We start from the raw sequence: 14497 nt of genomic DNA, 5'->3' as shown, positions 1-14497 counted from the left end.
GTAAGCGTCTGCTAATCACACCTTGCGACCCTGGCTTTTAGCTGGCGCTACTCCTTGGATAAAAATCGTTCGGTGATCATCGCCACCGCCACCGCCTGCGCCGGAGACGTCAGGGCTGTGTCTATCTTAAACGGAGCGCTTCCCACGCCTCGTATTCATGATCCAGTACAGACTGCCAGGTTGGTGGAGTCAGTCCAGGAATATCAATCTTTCTGGTTTCTACCCGGCGCTGGTGTTCATATTTATCAGAGCAGATCACTTGGATGTTCACTAATGGAGCACCAGAGCGTGTGGCGATATCACTCCACGTCTTTCGGCTTTCGATTACTGGGTTAACACAGTCAACTATAACAGTGCTGCCAAAACGAAGATTGCTCAGAGCAAGCTCATTGGCGACCATGTAACCGCTCCGCCCTACGTCTTTTGCAGGAGCACCGGAGTCACGAATAGCCTGTTCAATCGTATCGACCCGCAGATACACGGCACTCGTTCTGCTAGCAAGGTCACTTGCGATAGTCGTTTTTCCGGTACCTGGAAGTCCGCTGAAGACAATGAGCATTCTATCCCCTTAGGTTAGTGAGTTAACCCAGTTTAGGTAGCTGCCAGTTATGCGGCAGCAACTAATCGAGTTCACTAGCCCGCTGCATCGGCAGCGCGCGTTAGAACATCCGAAGCGTCCGGCGAAGTCAACTATCCGATTCCCCATGACGATGCTGTCCAGGGATTTTCAAGCGGGCGTGCGGCACCCACCGCTTTTTGTGAGGCATCTTAAGATGATCCGCATCAACTCGGGGTCATGCCGAGATAAAGGAAAATTAGGACACTCTTAATGTAACCGTATGATATATATATATATATATATATTAAATTTTTTACTGTGTTGCTTTTCCTCGTCCCGAGTTTAGCCGTCTATGCTGAAGCTTTTGCTTTTTCTTGAGGGAAGAACTCCATGGCCTCTCTGGAGCGGACAGCCTATCCGAAGCTGCCGACGAATCTGTCGTCGAAAGAACTTCATCAGAGCTATTCGCTCTCAGAATCGGAGCTCGAATGGCTCTCTAGAACGGCTAAAAGCCCTGCTCTTACCATTGGGTTAGCCGTTCTGCTTAAAGCATTCCAACAGCTTCATTACTTCCCTGTTTTCGAGGAAATTCCAGCTGAAATCGTCAACCATGTCAGGTCTTGCCTGAGTTACGGGGCGCGCATAGTTCCTCGTTATGCAACCCCCCGAACCCTGTATCGTCATCAAACAGCTATCCGCCAATACCTACAGATCACTCCATTTTATGGGACCGATGCCCTAAAAATTGCGCAGGAAGCTGCCCACGAAGCGGTAGTGATCCTTGATCAGCGTGTTGACGTCATCAATGTCCTGATTGGCGAGCTGCTTGAGCGAGGCTACGAACTCCCGGCCTACTCGACGCTCAATGACGCGGCTGAAGACGCCCAAGTTGTTCTCCAGGAAAAGATTTTCAATCGAGTCGTCGATAGAGCTCCGATAGATGTGATCTACCGTCTCAGAGAGCTTCTTGACACCGATTTCGGTCGTCGCCAAAGCGACTTCAATGCCCTGAAGCATGTCCCCAAAAAGCCCTCTCGCAAACACTTGGAGATACTGATCGATCACTTAAGTTGGTTGGAGGGATTCGGTGATCTCGACTCCATCTTTGAAGGGATCGTTGATACTAAGATTTGGTTTTTTGCGAATCAAGCGGAGAAAGCGGATGTTTCTGAACTTAAGGATTGTTCGCTTCCAAAGCGCTACACTTTGATGCTGGCTCTGATCTACCTCATGCGTGTACGAGCACGGGATCACCTTGCTGAGATGTTCATCAAGCGTATCGCGACTATTCACAAGCGAGCCAAGGATGAGTTGGAGCAAATCCAGCAGCGTCAGCGCAAAAAACTAGAGCTGCTCGTGGCCACTTTGGATGGTGTGATTCAGATTCTCAGCCAAGAACCAAGCGATCAGGAAGCTGGCAGTTTGATTCGCGAGTATCTGTCCCCCGAAGGGAATCTTGATCACCTTCGCGAGGCCTGCGCCGAAGTCCAGGCCACAGGCGGCAGTAACTATCTCCCGCTACTCTGGAAGCACTTCAAATCCCATCGATCATTGCTGTTCCGCCTGAGTCATCTGCTGCAACTGGAGCCAACAACCCAGGATCGCTCGCTGATCGAGGCTCTGCACTTGGTCCAGGCCAACGAGATCCTGCATAGGGAATGGATCGACGAGCATGTGGACCTGTCATTCGCCTCGGATCGCTGGATCAAAGTTGTCCGTCGTGCCCCCAGCGAAGGGCCACCGACCAATCGGCGCTTCCTGGAAGTCTGCGTTTTTTCCCATCTGGCCAATGAGCTTCGCTCTGGCGATATCTGTGTGCTTGGCTCGGAGTCGTTTGCTGACTACCGCAAACAGTTACTGCCTTGGGATGAGTGTCTGGCTCGTCTGCCGGAGTACTGCGAAAAGGTCGGCCTGCCGAGTACGGCCACAGAGTTTGTCGCCAGCTTGAAGGAGCAACTTGAGAGTACTGCTCAGCAGTTGGATGACAAGTTTCCCAGTTGCCGCGGTGATGTGTCGATTAATGAGGCCGGTGATCCTGTGTTGCGCCGAGTGGTCGCCCGTGACATCCCGCCTTCAGCAATCTCGTTACAAACGGCTATCACACAGCGTATGCCTGCCAGGCATGTGCTCGACATCATGGCCAACATCGAACACTGGATTCAGTTCACCCGTCATTTCGGGCCGATGTCCGGCAGCGATCCCAAACTGAAGGAGCCGGCCGAGCGCTACCTGATGACGATCTTCGCCATGGGCTGCAACCTAGGGCCGAACCAGGCTGCTCGCCATCTGGCGGGTAACGTGACCCCACACATGCTGTCTTACACCAATCGTCGGCACCTGCCACTCGACAAGCTGGATAAGGCTAACCGGGAGTTGGTCGAGCTTTATCTCCAGCTTGATCTGCCCAAGCTCTGGGGCGACGGTAAGGCGGTAGCGGCCGACGGGACACAATTTGACTTTTACGATGAAAACTTGCTCGCAGGCTACCATTTCCGATATCGCAAGATGGGCGCGGTCGCCTACCGACATGTGGCAAATAACTACATCGCAGTCTTTCAGCACTTCATCCCTCCAGGCATCTGGGAGGCTATCTATGTCATTGAGGGCCTGCTGAAAGCGGATCATAGCGTTGAAGTCAATACGGTTTATTCAGACACTCAAGGCCAGTCCGCAACAGTGTTTGCATTCACCCATTTGCTGGGCATCAATCTAATGCCTCGCATTCGCAACTGGCGCAACCTAGTAATGTATCGGCCCGATCGCTCGGTCAAGTACAAGCATATCAACAGCCTCTTTACTGATACCGTCAACTGGAGCCAGATAGAAACCCATTGGCAGGATCTGATGCAGGTGGCGCTGTCGATTCAGGCCGGCAAAATATCCTCGCCAATGCTGCTGCGTAAACTCGGTTCTTACAGTAGGCGCAACAAGCTCTACCATGCAGCGCAGGAGTTGGGATGTGTGATCCGGACCATTTTCCTACTCAAATGGATTGGCAACCGTGAGTTGCGCCAAGAAGTAACCGCCAATACCAACAAGATCGAGTCCTACAACGGTTTCTCGAAGTGGCTGTCCTTCGGCGGCGATGTCATCGCCGAGAACGATCCAGATGAGCAACAGAAGCGCTTGCGTTACAACGACATGATTGCTTCCTCAGTGATCTTGCAGAACACCGTTGACATGATGCGCATCCTGCAGAAGCTCGCCCGTGACGGCTGGCAGTTTACCGATGAAGATGTATCGTTTCTCAGCCCCTACCTGACCAGCAACGTCAAACGCTTTGGAGAATTCAATCTCAGCCTCAAGCGCCCCCCTGAGCCCTGGATCAAAGACTCCATTTTCCAGCAGGCTGCGGGTTCGATTCGTGGGCAACAGATGTCCCATAGCAAAGTTGAGGAGACGAACTGATGCACATCCCACCCGCTTCGTTTCGAGTGACACCCTATGGGGAAGTTGATGCCAAGGCACTCGATTCCCTACGCGTGAGCTACGACACCTCTCAATTGCTTAATTTGGTGGACCGGCTAGATGCCTGTCTTGCTGAAATTGGTGGGATCGGCGGCATTCGGGACAACTTCTTACGTCTGCATGCCATGGCCATGACGATATTGGAAGATTCTCCTCTCGCCGTAGCTATCACTGATGTTGACAGTATTTGGGAACAGGCGGTGGTCCTTCAAGAGGATATTTCTACCCTGTGTTCTTGCTTGCAAACAGGCTCTAAACATCTGGCTCCTTTGGCAGCACTTGCTCCTGACTTTTAGGACTGGACCTCAACGATGGTCACGGTAAGAGAACTCACGTATCGAGGTTCTGCGCTAGAAAGTCCACTAGCTCGAGCGGGCTTCGGCTATTAATCACCGTGTAAATGAGATCACGTTTGCCGCGCGGCAACTTCTTTACACAGCTCTTCGCAGAGGCCCTGACAGCCTCATCTGTCCCATGAATGCGCGCCGCCAAGAGCAACACGAGAGTAGCGTCAGTGAGTGTCATAGTAGTGCTCACGAGGTTTCTCACACAGTATATCGACTTTTTCTAACCCGGCTCTAACTCGCTCTCGGCGCTTCACCTGATCTTGTTCCCACGCACTCGCTTTTAGCTGGCACTCCTCGAGAACCAAGGGGGCATAAATCGAATCGCCAGCAGAATACCGAGTGGCAGAATGATTACATCGTCCAGATACCCCAACTTCGGGATGAAATCAGGAATGAGGTCGATGGGACTTAGCGCATAGGTCATCACGAAACCGAAATCCATTTTGGTAGCCAAGGCGTTTGAGGGTGGTGGTAGCAAAACCATAGAATCATGGTCTGCCGTTTCAGGTTTTTTGCCCAACGCCGCAGATGCTCAAGAAGACCTTTCATTTCTACATTGAAAGCCCAAATAGCTGGACAGGCCAGCGAGGCGGCTTATGACAGGCTGGTCAAAGGCTTGATCAAGCCTGCGCCCTGATTTCGCACGTTGCCAACACCGGGGTTGACCCTAAACCACTCAAAGGCCTCGGTCGGATCGCCATGGCGCAGCACCATCTGCTCTGCGCGCTCCTTTGACGTGGTCGGGTCCAGCCATTCCCGAGCTAACTTTGGCTCCAGAACCACCGGGCGCCGGTCGTGAATGTCGATCATGCCACCGGCGCTGTCGGCGGTGATGATCACAAATCCATCATGCTCCCCTGGGCCTTCATTTGTGTCAGGGAACTGGCCGATGGTCGCACACAGGATGGGCGATCTGTCTCGGTGCCGGATGAGATAGGGTTGTTTTTTTATTCCGTTCTCAACAACCCATTCGAACCAGTTGTCGATCGGCACGATGGCGCGGTGAGGCCAGATCGCCCGGAAGAAGAGGCCATGTGCGACTTTCTCGGCGCGGGCATTGATCGGCGGCAGACGATCGGTAGCCCAATGAGGGTGCCACCCCCAGCGTACCAGGTCGGCACGAAGTGTTTCATCTTCAAGATGAAGCAGGGCAACTTGAGTCGATGGCGCCACGTTGTACCGTTCCAGCGGTGCTTCTCCGACTGAGTTGACCACGGGGTTTGGCATGCTCAGCGCGGCGACGAAATCGTGAATACCGTGGTACTGGGACAGTCTTCCACACATCAGGACATCCTCCAAAAGGAGAGTTCTAAGCATAACTGGCCGAAGAAACCCGAACGCGCTGCTGGATTACGCGAGGAGTGACATCCGGGTGAAGTTGTAATTACTGGAGAAGGACGCTCTGTCGAAGCGCTGTTTCATTGTAACCGTCCTGCCAACACACCTTCATGATCTCAGCGCTTGGGGTGATGGTGTCCACCTAATGTGTGATCTGACCCCGAAGGTTGGGCATCGCTTTCGGGGGGCAAATCAATTTAGTTGGACACCATGTCCGGGCTTTACCGACGCTTACATTTAAGCGAGTGCCAGCTGAATGACCTTGTAAATCACCATGACCATTGCCACCACCAGATAGCCGCGCAGCACGCCCATCCAGATACGGTTACGTTGCGACAGTACCATCGGCTTCAGTTGTGCCAGTGGAGGCATCCGCCAGGCGTGCATCATTTGTTGGGTGAAGGTAACGGTGTTCTCAGGCAGCGCCCCGTTGTCGACTTCTTTGCGAGCGTGCAGCACATTTACCGCAATGGCGATGACGAGTCCCACCAAGCCGCCACCGATGAGGATGTTGGTGATGGTTTCACCGGACATATCCGGGAAGGCCACCGCAGCTGTCAAGACGATCGACAGCAGTACGAGTACCGCGACAATGACCGCAGTAATGAGGTTGGTGAAGCGCTTGTTCGTCCATGGGCCCAGCACTTCCTTGTCGTTGCACAGCAGCAACAGGAACACGGTGGCGCTTGGCAGCAGTACACCCGCCAGCGTCTGTACTGCGTTGGTCAGCAGACCGAGCGGCACACCCGGAATCAACACCAGCGCCGCAGCGAGGGCGATCAAGCCGCAGTACATCAGGTAAAAGCCCTTGGCATCGCTTGGTTTACGATGCAGCGAGTGTTTCAGGTTCAGTACATCGCCCAGTGCGTAGGCGGTCGACAGCGACACCGCCATTGCACCGATGATGCTGGCGTCGATCAATGCGATGGCAAACAATACGCCCGGCAGGCGCCCGTGATATTTGGCGATACCTGTGGCGATGGCGCCGGCATCGGTGAACTGGCCGAACTCAGGGTGACCGACAAACACTTGCGCGGTGAAGGCGATCATGGCCACTGCACCAATCACCACCATCGCAATGCCCAGCCATAGATCGGCGCGTTCGTACTTGATGAAGCGCGGGGTGATACGTTTGTCGATCACGTAGCTTTGCTGGAAGAACAGCTGCCATGGTGCGACGGTGGTACCCACGATGCCGATGATCAGCAGCAACACCTCCGACAATTTGCCATCAGTCGGCAGTTGCGGGATGAAAAAATCGTGAGCGACTTGTGCCATCGGTGGATGGATCATCACGAAAATGGGTACCAAGAGCAGGCTGCCAATCACCAGGATCAATGCGAAGCGTTCGAAGCGCCGGAAGTCGCCGGTACAGGCTGCGAGCATGATGAACACCGCTGCCACGCACACACCGGCCACCTTGGGCACACCGAGAAACTCCATCCCGAGGCTGATGCCGATGAACTCGGTGACGATGGTCAGCGCGTTGAGGATGAACAGGTCGATCGCACTAAACGCACCCCAGAACTTGCCGAAGCGTTCGATGATCAGCCGGGCGTGGCCGACACCCGTCACAGCACCCAGACGCAGCACCATTTCCTGGTTGACATACAGCACCGGGATCAACAGTGCCATGGTCCACAGCAGCATGGTTCCGTAGTTCTGGCCGGCCTGGCCGTAGGTGCTGAATGCGCCGGCGTCATTATCGCCGACCATCACGATCAACCCGGGGCCGAGGATGGCCATCAGTGTTTTGAAGCGTTGCCACCAACTATTGCGCGGGGCGATGTCGTCATGACGGATGGTGCCGAATGCTCCTCGGATGTCTCCGACGTGGGCACTGTCAAGAACAGCAATTTCAATCTTCAAGTTGGACATAACGAAATCTCTCCAAAGCGTAACGCTGGATGCCGCTTTCGATTCCCGCCGGACAGGTGCGCAGGTGCTTTCCCTCTGCAAACCAAAGCCTAAAGCTGGATCAGAGTGGAAAATCAGCCATCCTGGCGCTGAGGGGCGCGAAATAAACGGGCACTAAACCGTCGACCAAAAGTGGTCAGGGTCGTGAAGAGGTCACGCGGAGAGAAATGCGGGGGGAAGTACAGGGAGGAGATCAGCCAGTGATGGTTGTACTGCTACCCGCTAGACGCCGCCCTTTCAATCAGAGTGACCGGACTACTACTACTACTACTGGGGTCCATAAGAGGTCTCTCCTTCATGTTTTTCGTGGAGGCACAGCTTCAAATATTGAGATGGCCTTGGATTATTTTCGGGTGGCATGACGCCCTCCTTTACGTACCCGGTGGTACGAACACGTTAAAACAATCGCTGCTGCACAAACGGAGGCAGACGATGGGTGCACAAACCTGCGATCGTAGCGAGCGCAAGACGCAAGCGACGATCAGGGCGAGTACAGAAAAATCTGCTCGCTCAGGCTTGATGTTTTAGTTACGCGAAGGAGTTTGATACTGATGCGCGCAACGCCTGCACTTGGCAAGACGTTGGCTAAGGGAATCTAGCTGAGGTCGTGCCAAGCTTGTGCGGAGAATTTCTCCGAGTGACGACAATGACTGTCCAATACAATACGACCTCAATTGTTACAATATGTGAATTCTAAGCGTGCCGCGTTACGAAAGTCAACGCAGCTCAGCTCATTCCGCCGCCAGCCGGCTATCTGATGGCCGGCAGGTGCAGTTGTCCACGGCGCCGTGCCGGATGAAAATTCCGCCAATGGGCGTCTTGCGGGGCGGCCAGCAGTTCTCGATCACCCGGGTATCGCCCCAAGCTCTGAGTCGGACTGACTCAGAGGACCATAGACAGCCTCAAGGCGAAGAACTTTATTCTCGCACCGACAGTTGTTGCCGGTGATATGTCCTATCAGCAATCCTTCGATGACCTCCAGTTCGGTGCCAATCAGCTTGATGCCGAGGCCATCGGCGAAAGGTTGCAACACCAAGGTTGGAAAAGCAGAACAGAGCGTTACTACCGCCCCGGACTCGACTTCGGTCGCGACTGATCGTAAACCTGCTTATCGCATCAGCCTAGTCCAAAACACCCTCCTGGAATCCTCAGCTTTCTGCTTGACCCATTCCTTTCCCCCTTCAGGAATGTGCTGATCAGATGAGCCTTGAGTTCATCACGGTTGAGCCGACGTGTGAGGAATCGCAGGCTAGGCACCGCCAGTCTTGCATTCTCCGGCTGAACTCTCGCCTCCCAAAAGCAAACCTCAGGAATGGAAAAAGCTGTTGTGCCTGGTCAGGTGCCCAAAGTCAAAGACCGACAGCACCTTGACTCCCGGCCGATCGGATTCGAGTATCCGCTGGCTCACCGGCTGGCCTCGACCATGTGAAACGGTTTTTCACAGCCCTCAGACTGGGGTTCATGCGCAGGATTCAGACAGGAGGCGGTCACCAGATTTAGATTCTCTAACATTACAGGTCAGTCTGAGCAGCACGGAGAGAGAACCAGCGTCCACTTGAGTTTCCGGATTGCGAACGGTGGATAGCGCTTGAACGCGCACGGTTCACATGTGCGGCGCGCGCTTTCTGTTATATCGATGAATGCATCACCCGGATCTTGGGGCGTTAGGATGACGGGGTCGGTTCCATCCTCCTGAACTCCGCGAGCTGACTGGATAGCACTGCTTTTTCTTGCAGGAGTAGCTGCTTTTCTGTGGCCAGCTCAGTCAATTGCGTTTCGGCCTGAGTTAAACGTTCCGCCACAAAGCTCCGTTCTCTCTCGATCACGGCCAGGCGCGTCAGTGTCTCGACCAAACACTGCTCGCCCTGGGCATGGTGCTGTTGCAGAGTCATATGGCCCTGTTTCAGTTCGGTGAGTTGATATGTCAGGTGCTCCTGCGCACTGCGGCTCTGAGTGAGCGCCTCCTCGGCCGTGAGCAGGGCGTCCTTGAGCAGATCATTGTCCTGCGCCCGGCGTTGTTCCTGTGCCTGCAGCTCACCCAGGCGGGTTTGCTGCGCGAGCCGGAGCTGGCGGAGTTCTGTCAGCTCCTGTTCCAGGCGATGGTGGCGTTGTTCAGCGCTCTGGCGCTCGTCGGCGCGTTGTTGCGCGACCGATGCCTGGTAGTGCTCGAACTGCACCCGCGAGTGTTGCAATTGCTGGGTCAGCGAGGCGACTTCGGCGGCGCGGTCAGCCAGGCGCTGTTCGAGCCCGAGCTTTTCACTGCCTAGACCGGCCAAGACGATCTCCTGACGCTGCACGGTGTCAGCCAGCTCTTGGCTGCGGGTAGTGGCTGCGGCCAGTGCATGGGTCTGCTGCTTCTGAACGTTGAGTGACGCGTCGCGCTCGACAAACGCTTGCTGCAACTGCTCCTGCAACGCGGCGGTCTCTGACTGGTGAGCCTCTACGGCCTGCTGGAGTTGAATGGCCGCCTCCGCCTGAACTTTTTCGTACAGTCCCTTCAGCGCCAGGACGAGCTCCGCGGGCAACCCCAGTTCGGCCTGCGCCAGCGTGCCGGGATGCGCGGCTTTCCAACGTTTTAACAACGGGGCAATCGTGCTTTTGCTGCCCGTCTCGCCTAGGGCGGCGCGGATGCTGTCAATCGTCGGATTGCGGCCGTCTGCGACGAGCTGGGCCGCCGCATGGGCGACATGCACATAAAGGACGCCGGAACGGGCCATGAACGAACACCTCAGATTTTTTCGTACCGTATTATGGGAAACGTAATACATCGATTTAAGTAAAGAATAGTTAAGCTCGTCGAGAGCGCCAATTAACCCACGATAAGCTTGGTTATCGTGAGTTAGGTGCACAGGTTTGGCATGCGCTTCTATAATCCGCAGTACACACGGCCTAAACAGGCGTTTTGGGATGACAGCCAGCCATCACGACGAAAATCTCCCCGCCAGGTGGCTCGACACACCCGCGGTGCCCCCGCGTACCCCCGGTACGCTGGCCACGCCCGCGCAGTTGGCCGAGCAACACCAACGTTTTCTGGCGGCGGCCACCGCCGACAACACCCGGCGCACCTACCGCTCGGCCATTCGCCACTTTCTCGCCTGGGGCGGCGTGCTGCCGTGCGATGAAGCCGCGCTGATTCGCTACCTGCTGGCCTTCGCGGAAGTGCTGAACCCACGCACTTTGGCCCTGCGCCTGACCGCGCTGTCGCAATGGCATCGCTATCAGGGCTTTCCCGACCCAGGCGCCAGCGCCACCGTACGCAAAACCTTGCGTGGGATTGAGCGAGTGCACGGACGCCCTCGACAAAAAGCCAAGGCCCTGCTGCTGGAGGATCTAGAACGCATCGTGGCGCACCTGGACACGCTTGAAGGGCTCACCGCGCTTCGTGACAGCGCATTGTTACAAGTGGGGTACTTCGGGGCGTTCCGACGCAGCGAGCTAGTCATGTTGGAAGTGCAATATTTACAGTGGGAGCGGGAAGGACTGCGGATCACACTGCCTCGCTCCAAGACCGATCAGGAGGGCGAGGGACTGGACAAAGCGATCCCGTTCGGCGACAGCATATGCTGCCCAGCGAAGGCACTACGGGGCTGGTTGGATACGGCGCAGATCGAGCAAGGTCCACTGTTCCGGCGCATCAGTCGCTGGGGAGTACTCGGCGAGGTTGGACTGCACGAAGGTAGCGTTAATGCCATCCTGTCGGCACGTGCCGAAGCAGCAGGGCTGTCGTATGTGCCCGAGATGAGCAGCCATAGTCTACGCCGTGGACTGGCCACAAGCGCCCATCGGGCTGGGGCGGGCTTTCTCGAGATCAAACGTCAGGGTGGCTGGCGGCATGACGGCACCGTACACGGTTATATCGAAGAGGCTAGAGCCTTCGAGGAGAACGCTGCGGGCTCTTTACTGCGGCGCAAGCCATAGCTAGATACGGGATGACAGCCTCTTGGGTATTGGCTTAAGCCACAACGAGAATAAATAAAAAACAACGTAATTACAGTCAGTTACAGAACGAATGTCCTAAATTTCCTTTATCTCGGCACAACCCCTCGATATCTCGCAGCTCAGGAAATTGAGGGGTTGTTGCTCGACCCACTCCCCTCCTATTTTAAACGCGCAATTGAAGACCTGGTGGGCTTACGTGGACGCCTAAAATCCCTGGATAAATTGTCCTATGATCAGCTTGTGCATGTGCTCCATACGCTAGGGTTGGAGGCTGTTTATCCGGTGTTCGACACCACCATGCCCCATAAGACAGGGTTCACCGCACATAACAAGTTTTGCCGACTCACTATGTCTGTGCGGCGACGAGAGACTGGGCGAGGCATCGTCTTCTTCAACCAGAAATCTGAAGAGCAGGCTATAAACGTATTGGTCGCGACCGGGGAATGGACGGTTGCTGAACTCCGTACAGTTCTGAATGAACAAACCCAGTTTTTACACGATCGAATGATCCTGATTTCAGGACGAGATCTGTCAAACGACGAGCGTAACGACCTCGCAAGCTTCTCCAAACGAGAACGACATACGCTATTGCATGTCGACCCGATTTTGCTCACCGTCCTTGCAGGTTTGAACGTCCAGGAAACCTCGCGCCTTAAGACCTTTTTGCAGCTGAGTCTACCGTGGACGTTCTTTAATCCGTACACGGGTAACCAGATGCAGCCGGCGCCCCCTGAGATGCGCTACGGTCGAGAGAACGACATCAAAATGCTGACAACGATGCGCAATGGCGCAGCGATGATCTTTGGCGGCCGGCAATTGGGTAAGACGACACTACTCAATGAGACACAGCGTCGCTTTCATAATCCTGAGCAACGATCCCACGCCTTCCTGCACCAGATGGATGGCAATCTTGACCGAGCCAACCTGTCGGGTAACGAACTCGATAAGCATCGCGCTTTCGTCTGGAAGACTATTTATAACTATGCCGTGACCAGCAAACTGATCAATGAAACCTATGGGATCGATACAGCCGGTCAGGTTGCGGCTTTGCAGGACTATTTCCGCCGAGAGAACCCGGATGCGTTCATGGTGTGTCTCGACGAAATCGATCCGATCCTTGGTTTGGACGCTGCTAACGGTTTCCGGATCTTCCGCGAACTAAGCGGTCTGGTTAACAATAGTAACGGGCGCTTCAAGGTAGTCATCGCAGGCTTGGAAAACGTACGTCGCTTCGCTGACGCCCCAAACTATCCGCTACATCAGCTCGGGAGCGCGATCCAGGTGTCCATTATGACTCCTACCGAAGCTCTTCAGTTAATTCGCGAGCCTTTGGGTCATCTGGGCTACGAGTTCGAAACACCGCTTCTCATGAACCGTATCCTGGTAGAGACCAACCGCCACCCAGGTCTGATTCATATCGTTTGCCATGAACTTATCCAGACCTTGAGTGCTCGCCATCAAAACAAAGTTGGCAGCCTCGTCATCACAACGGATGACATTGAGCAGATCCGGCGTGACCACAACATTAACCAGCTGATTTGTGATCGGTTCGACATCACGCTCAACCTTGACCTGCGCTACAAGCTGATCGCCTACAGCCTGATCGCGCAGAGCAAACGAACCTTCTCGCCAAGCCGAGCCAAGGCGATTGTCGAAGAGTGGGCTCCCGATATTTTTGAACCAATGACCGTCGCACTGTTTGAAGCATTTCTGGATGAGTTGTGCGGGTTAGGGGTGCTGCAATGCACGCGGCGCAACGAAGGTGGCAAAGAATACTCCCTGCGCAACGCCAACATCATGAACCTGGTCGGCGGCCCGCAGAAAAAAGTCGAGGACAAACTCCTCGAAGCCATTGATGCGATTAACGAAAATGATCCACTTTCCGCACACGCCTTCCCTGAAAAAGCGGTTCGCCCGTCACCTCTCACCTTACGGGACGAAAAGCTCCTCATCAGCGAAGAAAAAAACGAAAAAACTCAAGAAAGCACGGTAGAGGCTAGATCGTCCAACTACTCGGTCGGTGTCATCACCGGGTCAGAGGCACTCGGTTTGAATCCCCTCTGGATGGTGGAGTCTCTTCTTGCGATCGGAGAAGAAGAACCGGTTCTCAACGGCAATCCATTTGGTCGCTATCAATCCGCTCACAAAAAAGACACAGACCTTGGCTCGGCGGGCGACTTCAAAAAGCTTCTCAACGAAAGCGTTCTGGGTGTCCAAGCACTTAAAAAACATATCATGCTGTTCGTGGAACTGACCGGTGATCAACCTATTAGCAAAACGCTGGACTTGCTTGATATCGCCCACGAAGCACGACTTAACATCAACGCTAAGCGCAACCGCGTGCGGGTCATCTTCCTCATGACACCGAAGGCGCTGTGGCAGTGGGAAAGTCATACCGAGCTTACGGCAGGACGTGAATCCATGCAGCCGTTCGTGGCGCTGGACGTTTGGAAAACAACCGCACTCGCTCATCTCCTCAACAAGCTGGAACTGGAGAACACCTCAACGTCCGTCACCACCCTCGAAAAATTCAGTCAGGGCTGGTACTTCTCGTTGGATAGGCTGTTTGAGGCCAAAAAGAAAAAGCCTGACGTAGTGCGCGTCAGCGCCTTCGGGCAAAACTACCAGTCGCTACTGCAAGCGAAGCCGAAGAGCATGGATGAATTTCTCGTCAAGGCCGGCGTTTCCGCTGTTCCTTGGGCGACATCTGTGCTGAGCGCGGTATGCGAAGAGGAAAAGTTTGATGAAGACGACATCGCACTTCAGCTCATGGACGTCTACCCCGATGTGAATCCGCAAGACGCGCTTCGCTGGTTGTCTCGTCTGCGGTTGATCGCACCCGTGAAGAGCAAGAAAAACTTCTACAAAGTACCGGAAAGCATCAAGGCGGCGCTGCTGTCTAAATCTACCCAAGAAGCCAAGGCCTAAT

9 protein-coding genes and 2 pseudogenes are annotated in these 14497 nt (G+C 54.7%); 4 read left to right on the top strand and 7 right to left on the bottom strand.

Annotation, left to right across the window (positions count from 1 at the left end):
* Positions 1-47: 47 nt before the first annotated feature.
* A pseudogene (locus RHM59_RS04675) lies at positions 48-559 on the bottom strand (AAA family ATPase).
* A gap of 390 nt (positions 560-949) precedes the next feature.
* Between RHM59_RS04675 and RHM59_RS04670 the strand changes: the two are divergent.
* Together RHM59_RS04670 and tnpC are read left to right on the top strand one after the other, a co-directional pair.
* On the top strand, positions 950-3967 hold the full coding sequence (locus RHM59_RS04670; RefSeq protein WP_322183882.1) for a Tn3 family transposase: 3018 nt from the start codon (positions 950-952) through the stop codon (positions 3965-3967).
* Positions 3967-4323 carry a Tn3 family transposase post-transcriptional regulator TnpC gene (gene tnpC, locus RHM59_RS04665; RefSeq protein WP_407074095.1) on the top strand — a complete coding sequence of 119 codons (357 nt, stop codon included), beginning with the start codon at positions 3967-3969 and terminating at the stop codon, positions 4321-4323. Before RHM59_RS04670 ends, tnpC begins: the two co-directional genes overlap by 1 nt.
* A gap of 34 nt (positions 4324-4357) precedes the next feature.
* Here tnpC and RHM59_RS04660 read toward each other — a convergent pair whose 3' ends face one another.
* The 6 genes and pseudogenes from RHM59_RS04660 to RHM59_RS04635 form a co-directional block, all read right to left on the bottom strand.
* The gene (locus RHM59_RS04660) at positions 4358-4552 is read right to left on the bottom strand and encodes a hypothetical protein (RefSeq protein WP_322170234.1); all 195 of its coding nucleotides are present in this window, start codon (positions 4550-4552) and stop codon (positions 4358-4360) included.
* A gap of 102 nt (positions 4553-4654) precedes the next feature.
* The gene (locus RHM59_RS25360) at positions 4655-4798 is read right to left on the bottom strand and encodes a YkvA family protein (RefSeq protein ID WP_416195078.1); all 144 of its coding nucleotides are present in this window, start codon (positions 4796-4798) and stop codon (positions 4655-4657) included.
* A 170-nt stretch (positions 4799-4968) separates the two neighbouring features.
* The gene (locus RHM59_RS04650) at positions 4969-5658 is read right to left on the bottom strand and encodes an SOS response-associated peptidase family protein (RefSeq protein ID WP_322170236.1); all 690 of its coding nucleotides are present in this window, start codon (positions 5656-5658) and stop codon (positions 4969-4971) included.
* Between the two features lie 291 nt (positions 5659-5949).
* Positions 5950-7590, bottom strand: coding sequence for an Nramp family divalent metal transporter (locus RHM59_RS04645; RefSeq protein WP_322170239.1), 1641 nt, complete (start codon positions 7588-7590; stop codon positions 5950-5952).
* Positions 7591-8379: 789 nt separating this feature from the next.
* A pseudogene (locus tag RHM59_RS04640) lies at positions 8380-9037 on the bottom strand (HAD-IB family phosphatase).
* A gap of 256 nt (positions 9038-9293) precedes the next feature.
* Positions 9294-10346 (bottom strand): DNA-binding protein, encoded by a 1053-nt coding sequence (locus RHM59_RS04635; protein ID WP_322170242.1) that lies wholly within the window; start codon positions 10344-10346, stop codon positions 9294-9296.
* Positions 10347-10536: 190 nt separating this feature from the next.
* Between RHM59_RS04635 and RHM59_RS04630 the strand changes: the two genes are divergently transcribed.
* Together RHM59_RS04630 and RHM59_RS04625 are read left to right on the top strand one after the other, a co-directional pair.
* Positions 10537-11547 (top strand): site-specific integrase, encoded by a 1011-nt coding sequence (locus RHM59_RS04630; protein ID WP_322170245.1) that lies wholly within the window; start codon positions 10537-10539, stop codon positions 11545-11547.
* Between the two features lie 159 nt (positions 11548-11706).
* Complete coding sequence (locus tag RHM59_RS04625; protein ID WP_322286057.1) at positions 11707-14496, top strand: hypothetical protein; 2790 nt, start codon at positions 11707-11709, stop codon at positions 14494-14496.
* Position 14497 lies beyond the last annotated feature (1 nt).

The sequence above is a fragment of the Pseudomonas sp. MH10 genome, assembly GCF_034353045.1.
Lineage (GTDB): Bacteria > Pseudomonadota > Gammaproteobacteria > Pseudomonadales > Pseudomonadaceae > Aquipseudomonas.
Note: the sequence above shows the minus strand (reverse complement) of the source record. Positions and strands in the feature narration are given on the sequence as shown.

Coding starts and splice junctions, on each gene's coding strand:
- RHM59_RS25360 (WP_416195078.1), bottom strand. CDS start 4,798: ATGACCTATGCGCTAAGTCCCATCGACCTCATTCCTGATTTCATCCCG.
- RHM59_RS04645 (WP_322170239.1), bottom strand. CDS start 7,590: ATGTCCAACTTGAAGATTGAAATTGCTGTTCTTGACAGTGCCCACGTC.
- tnpC (WP_407074095.1), top strand. CDS start 3,967: ATGCACATCCCACCCGCTTCGTTTCGAGTGACACCCTATGGGGAAGTT.
- RHM59_RS04650 (WP_322170236.1), bottom strand. CDS start 5,658: ATGTGTGGAAGACTGTCCCAGTACCACGGTATTCACGATTTCGTCGCC.
- RHM59_RS04630 (WP_322170245.1), top strand. CDS start 10,537: ATGACAGCCAGCCATCACGACGAAAATCTCCCCGCCAGGTGGCTCGAC.
- RHM59_RS04660 (WP_322170234.1), bottom strand. CDS start 4,552: ATGACACTCACTGACGCTACTCTCGTGTTGCTCTTGGCGGCGCGCATT.
- RHM59_RS04670 (WP_322183882.1), top strand. CDS start 950: ATGGCCTCTCTGGAGCGGACAGCCTATCCGAAGCTGCCGACGAATCTG.
- RHM59_RS04635 (WP_322170242.1), bottom strand. CDS start 10,346: ATGGCCCGTTCCGGCGTCCTTTATGTGCATGTCGCCCATGCGGCGGCC.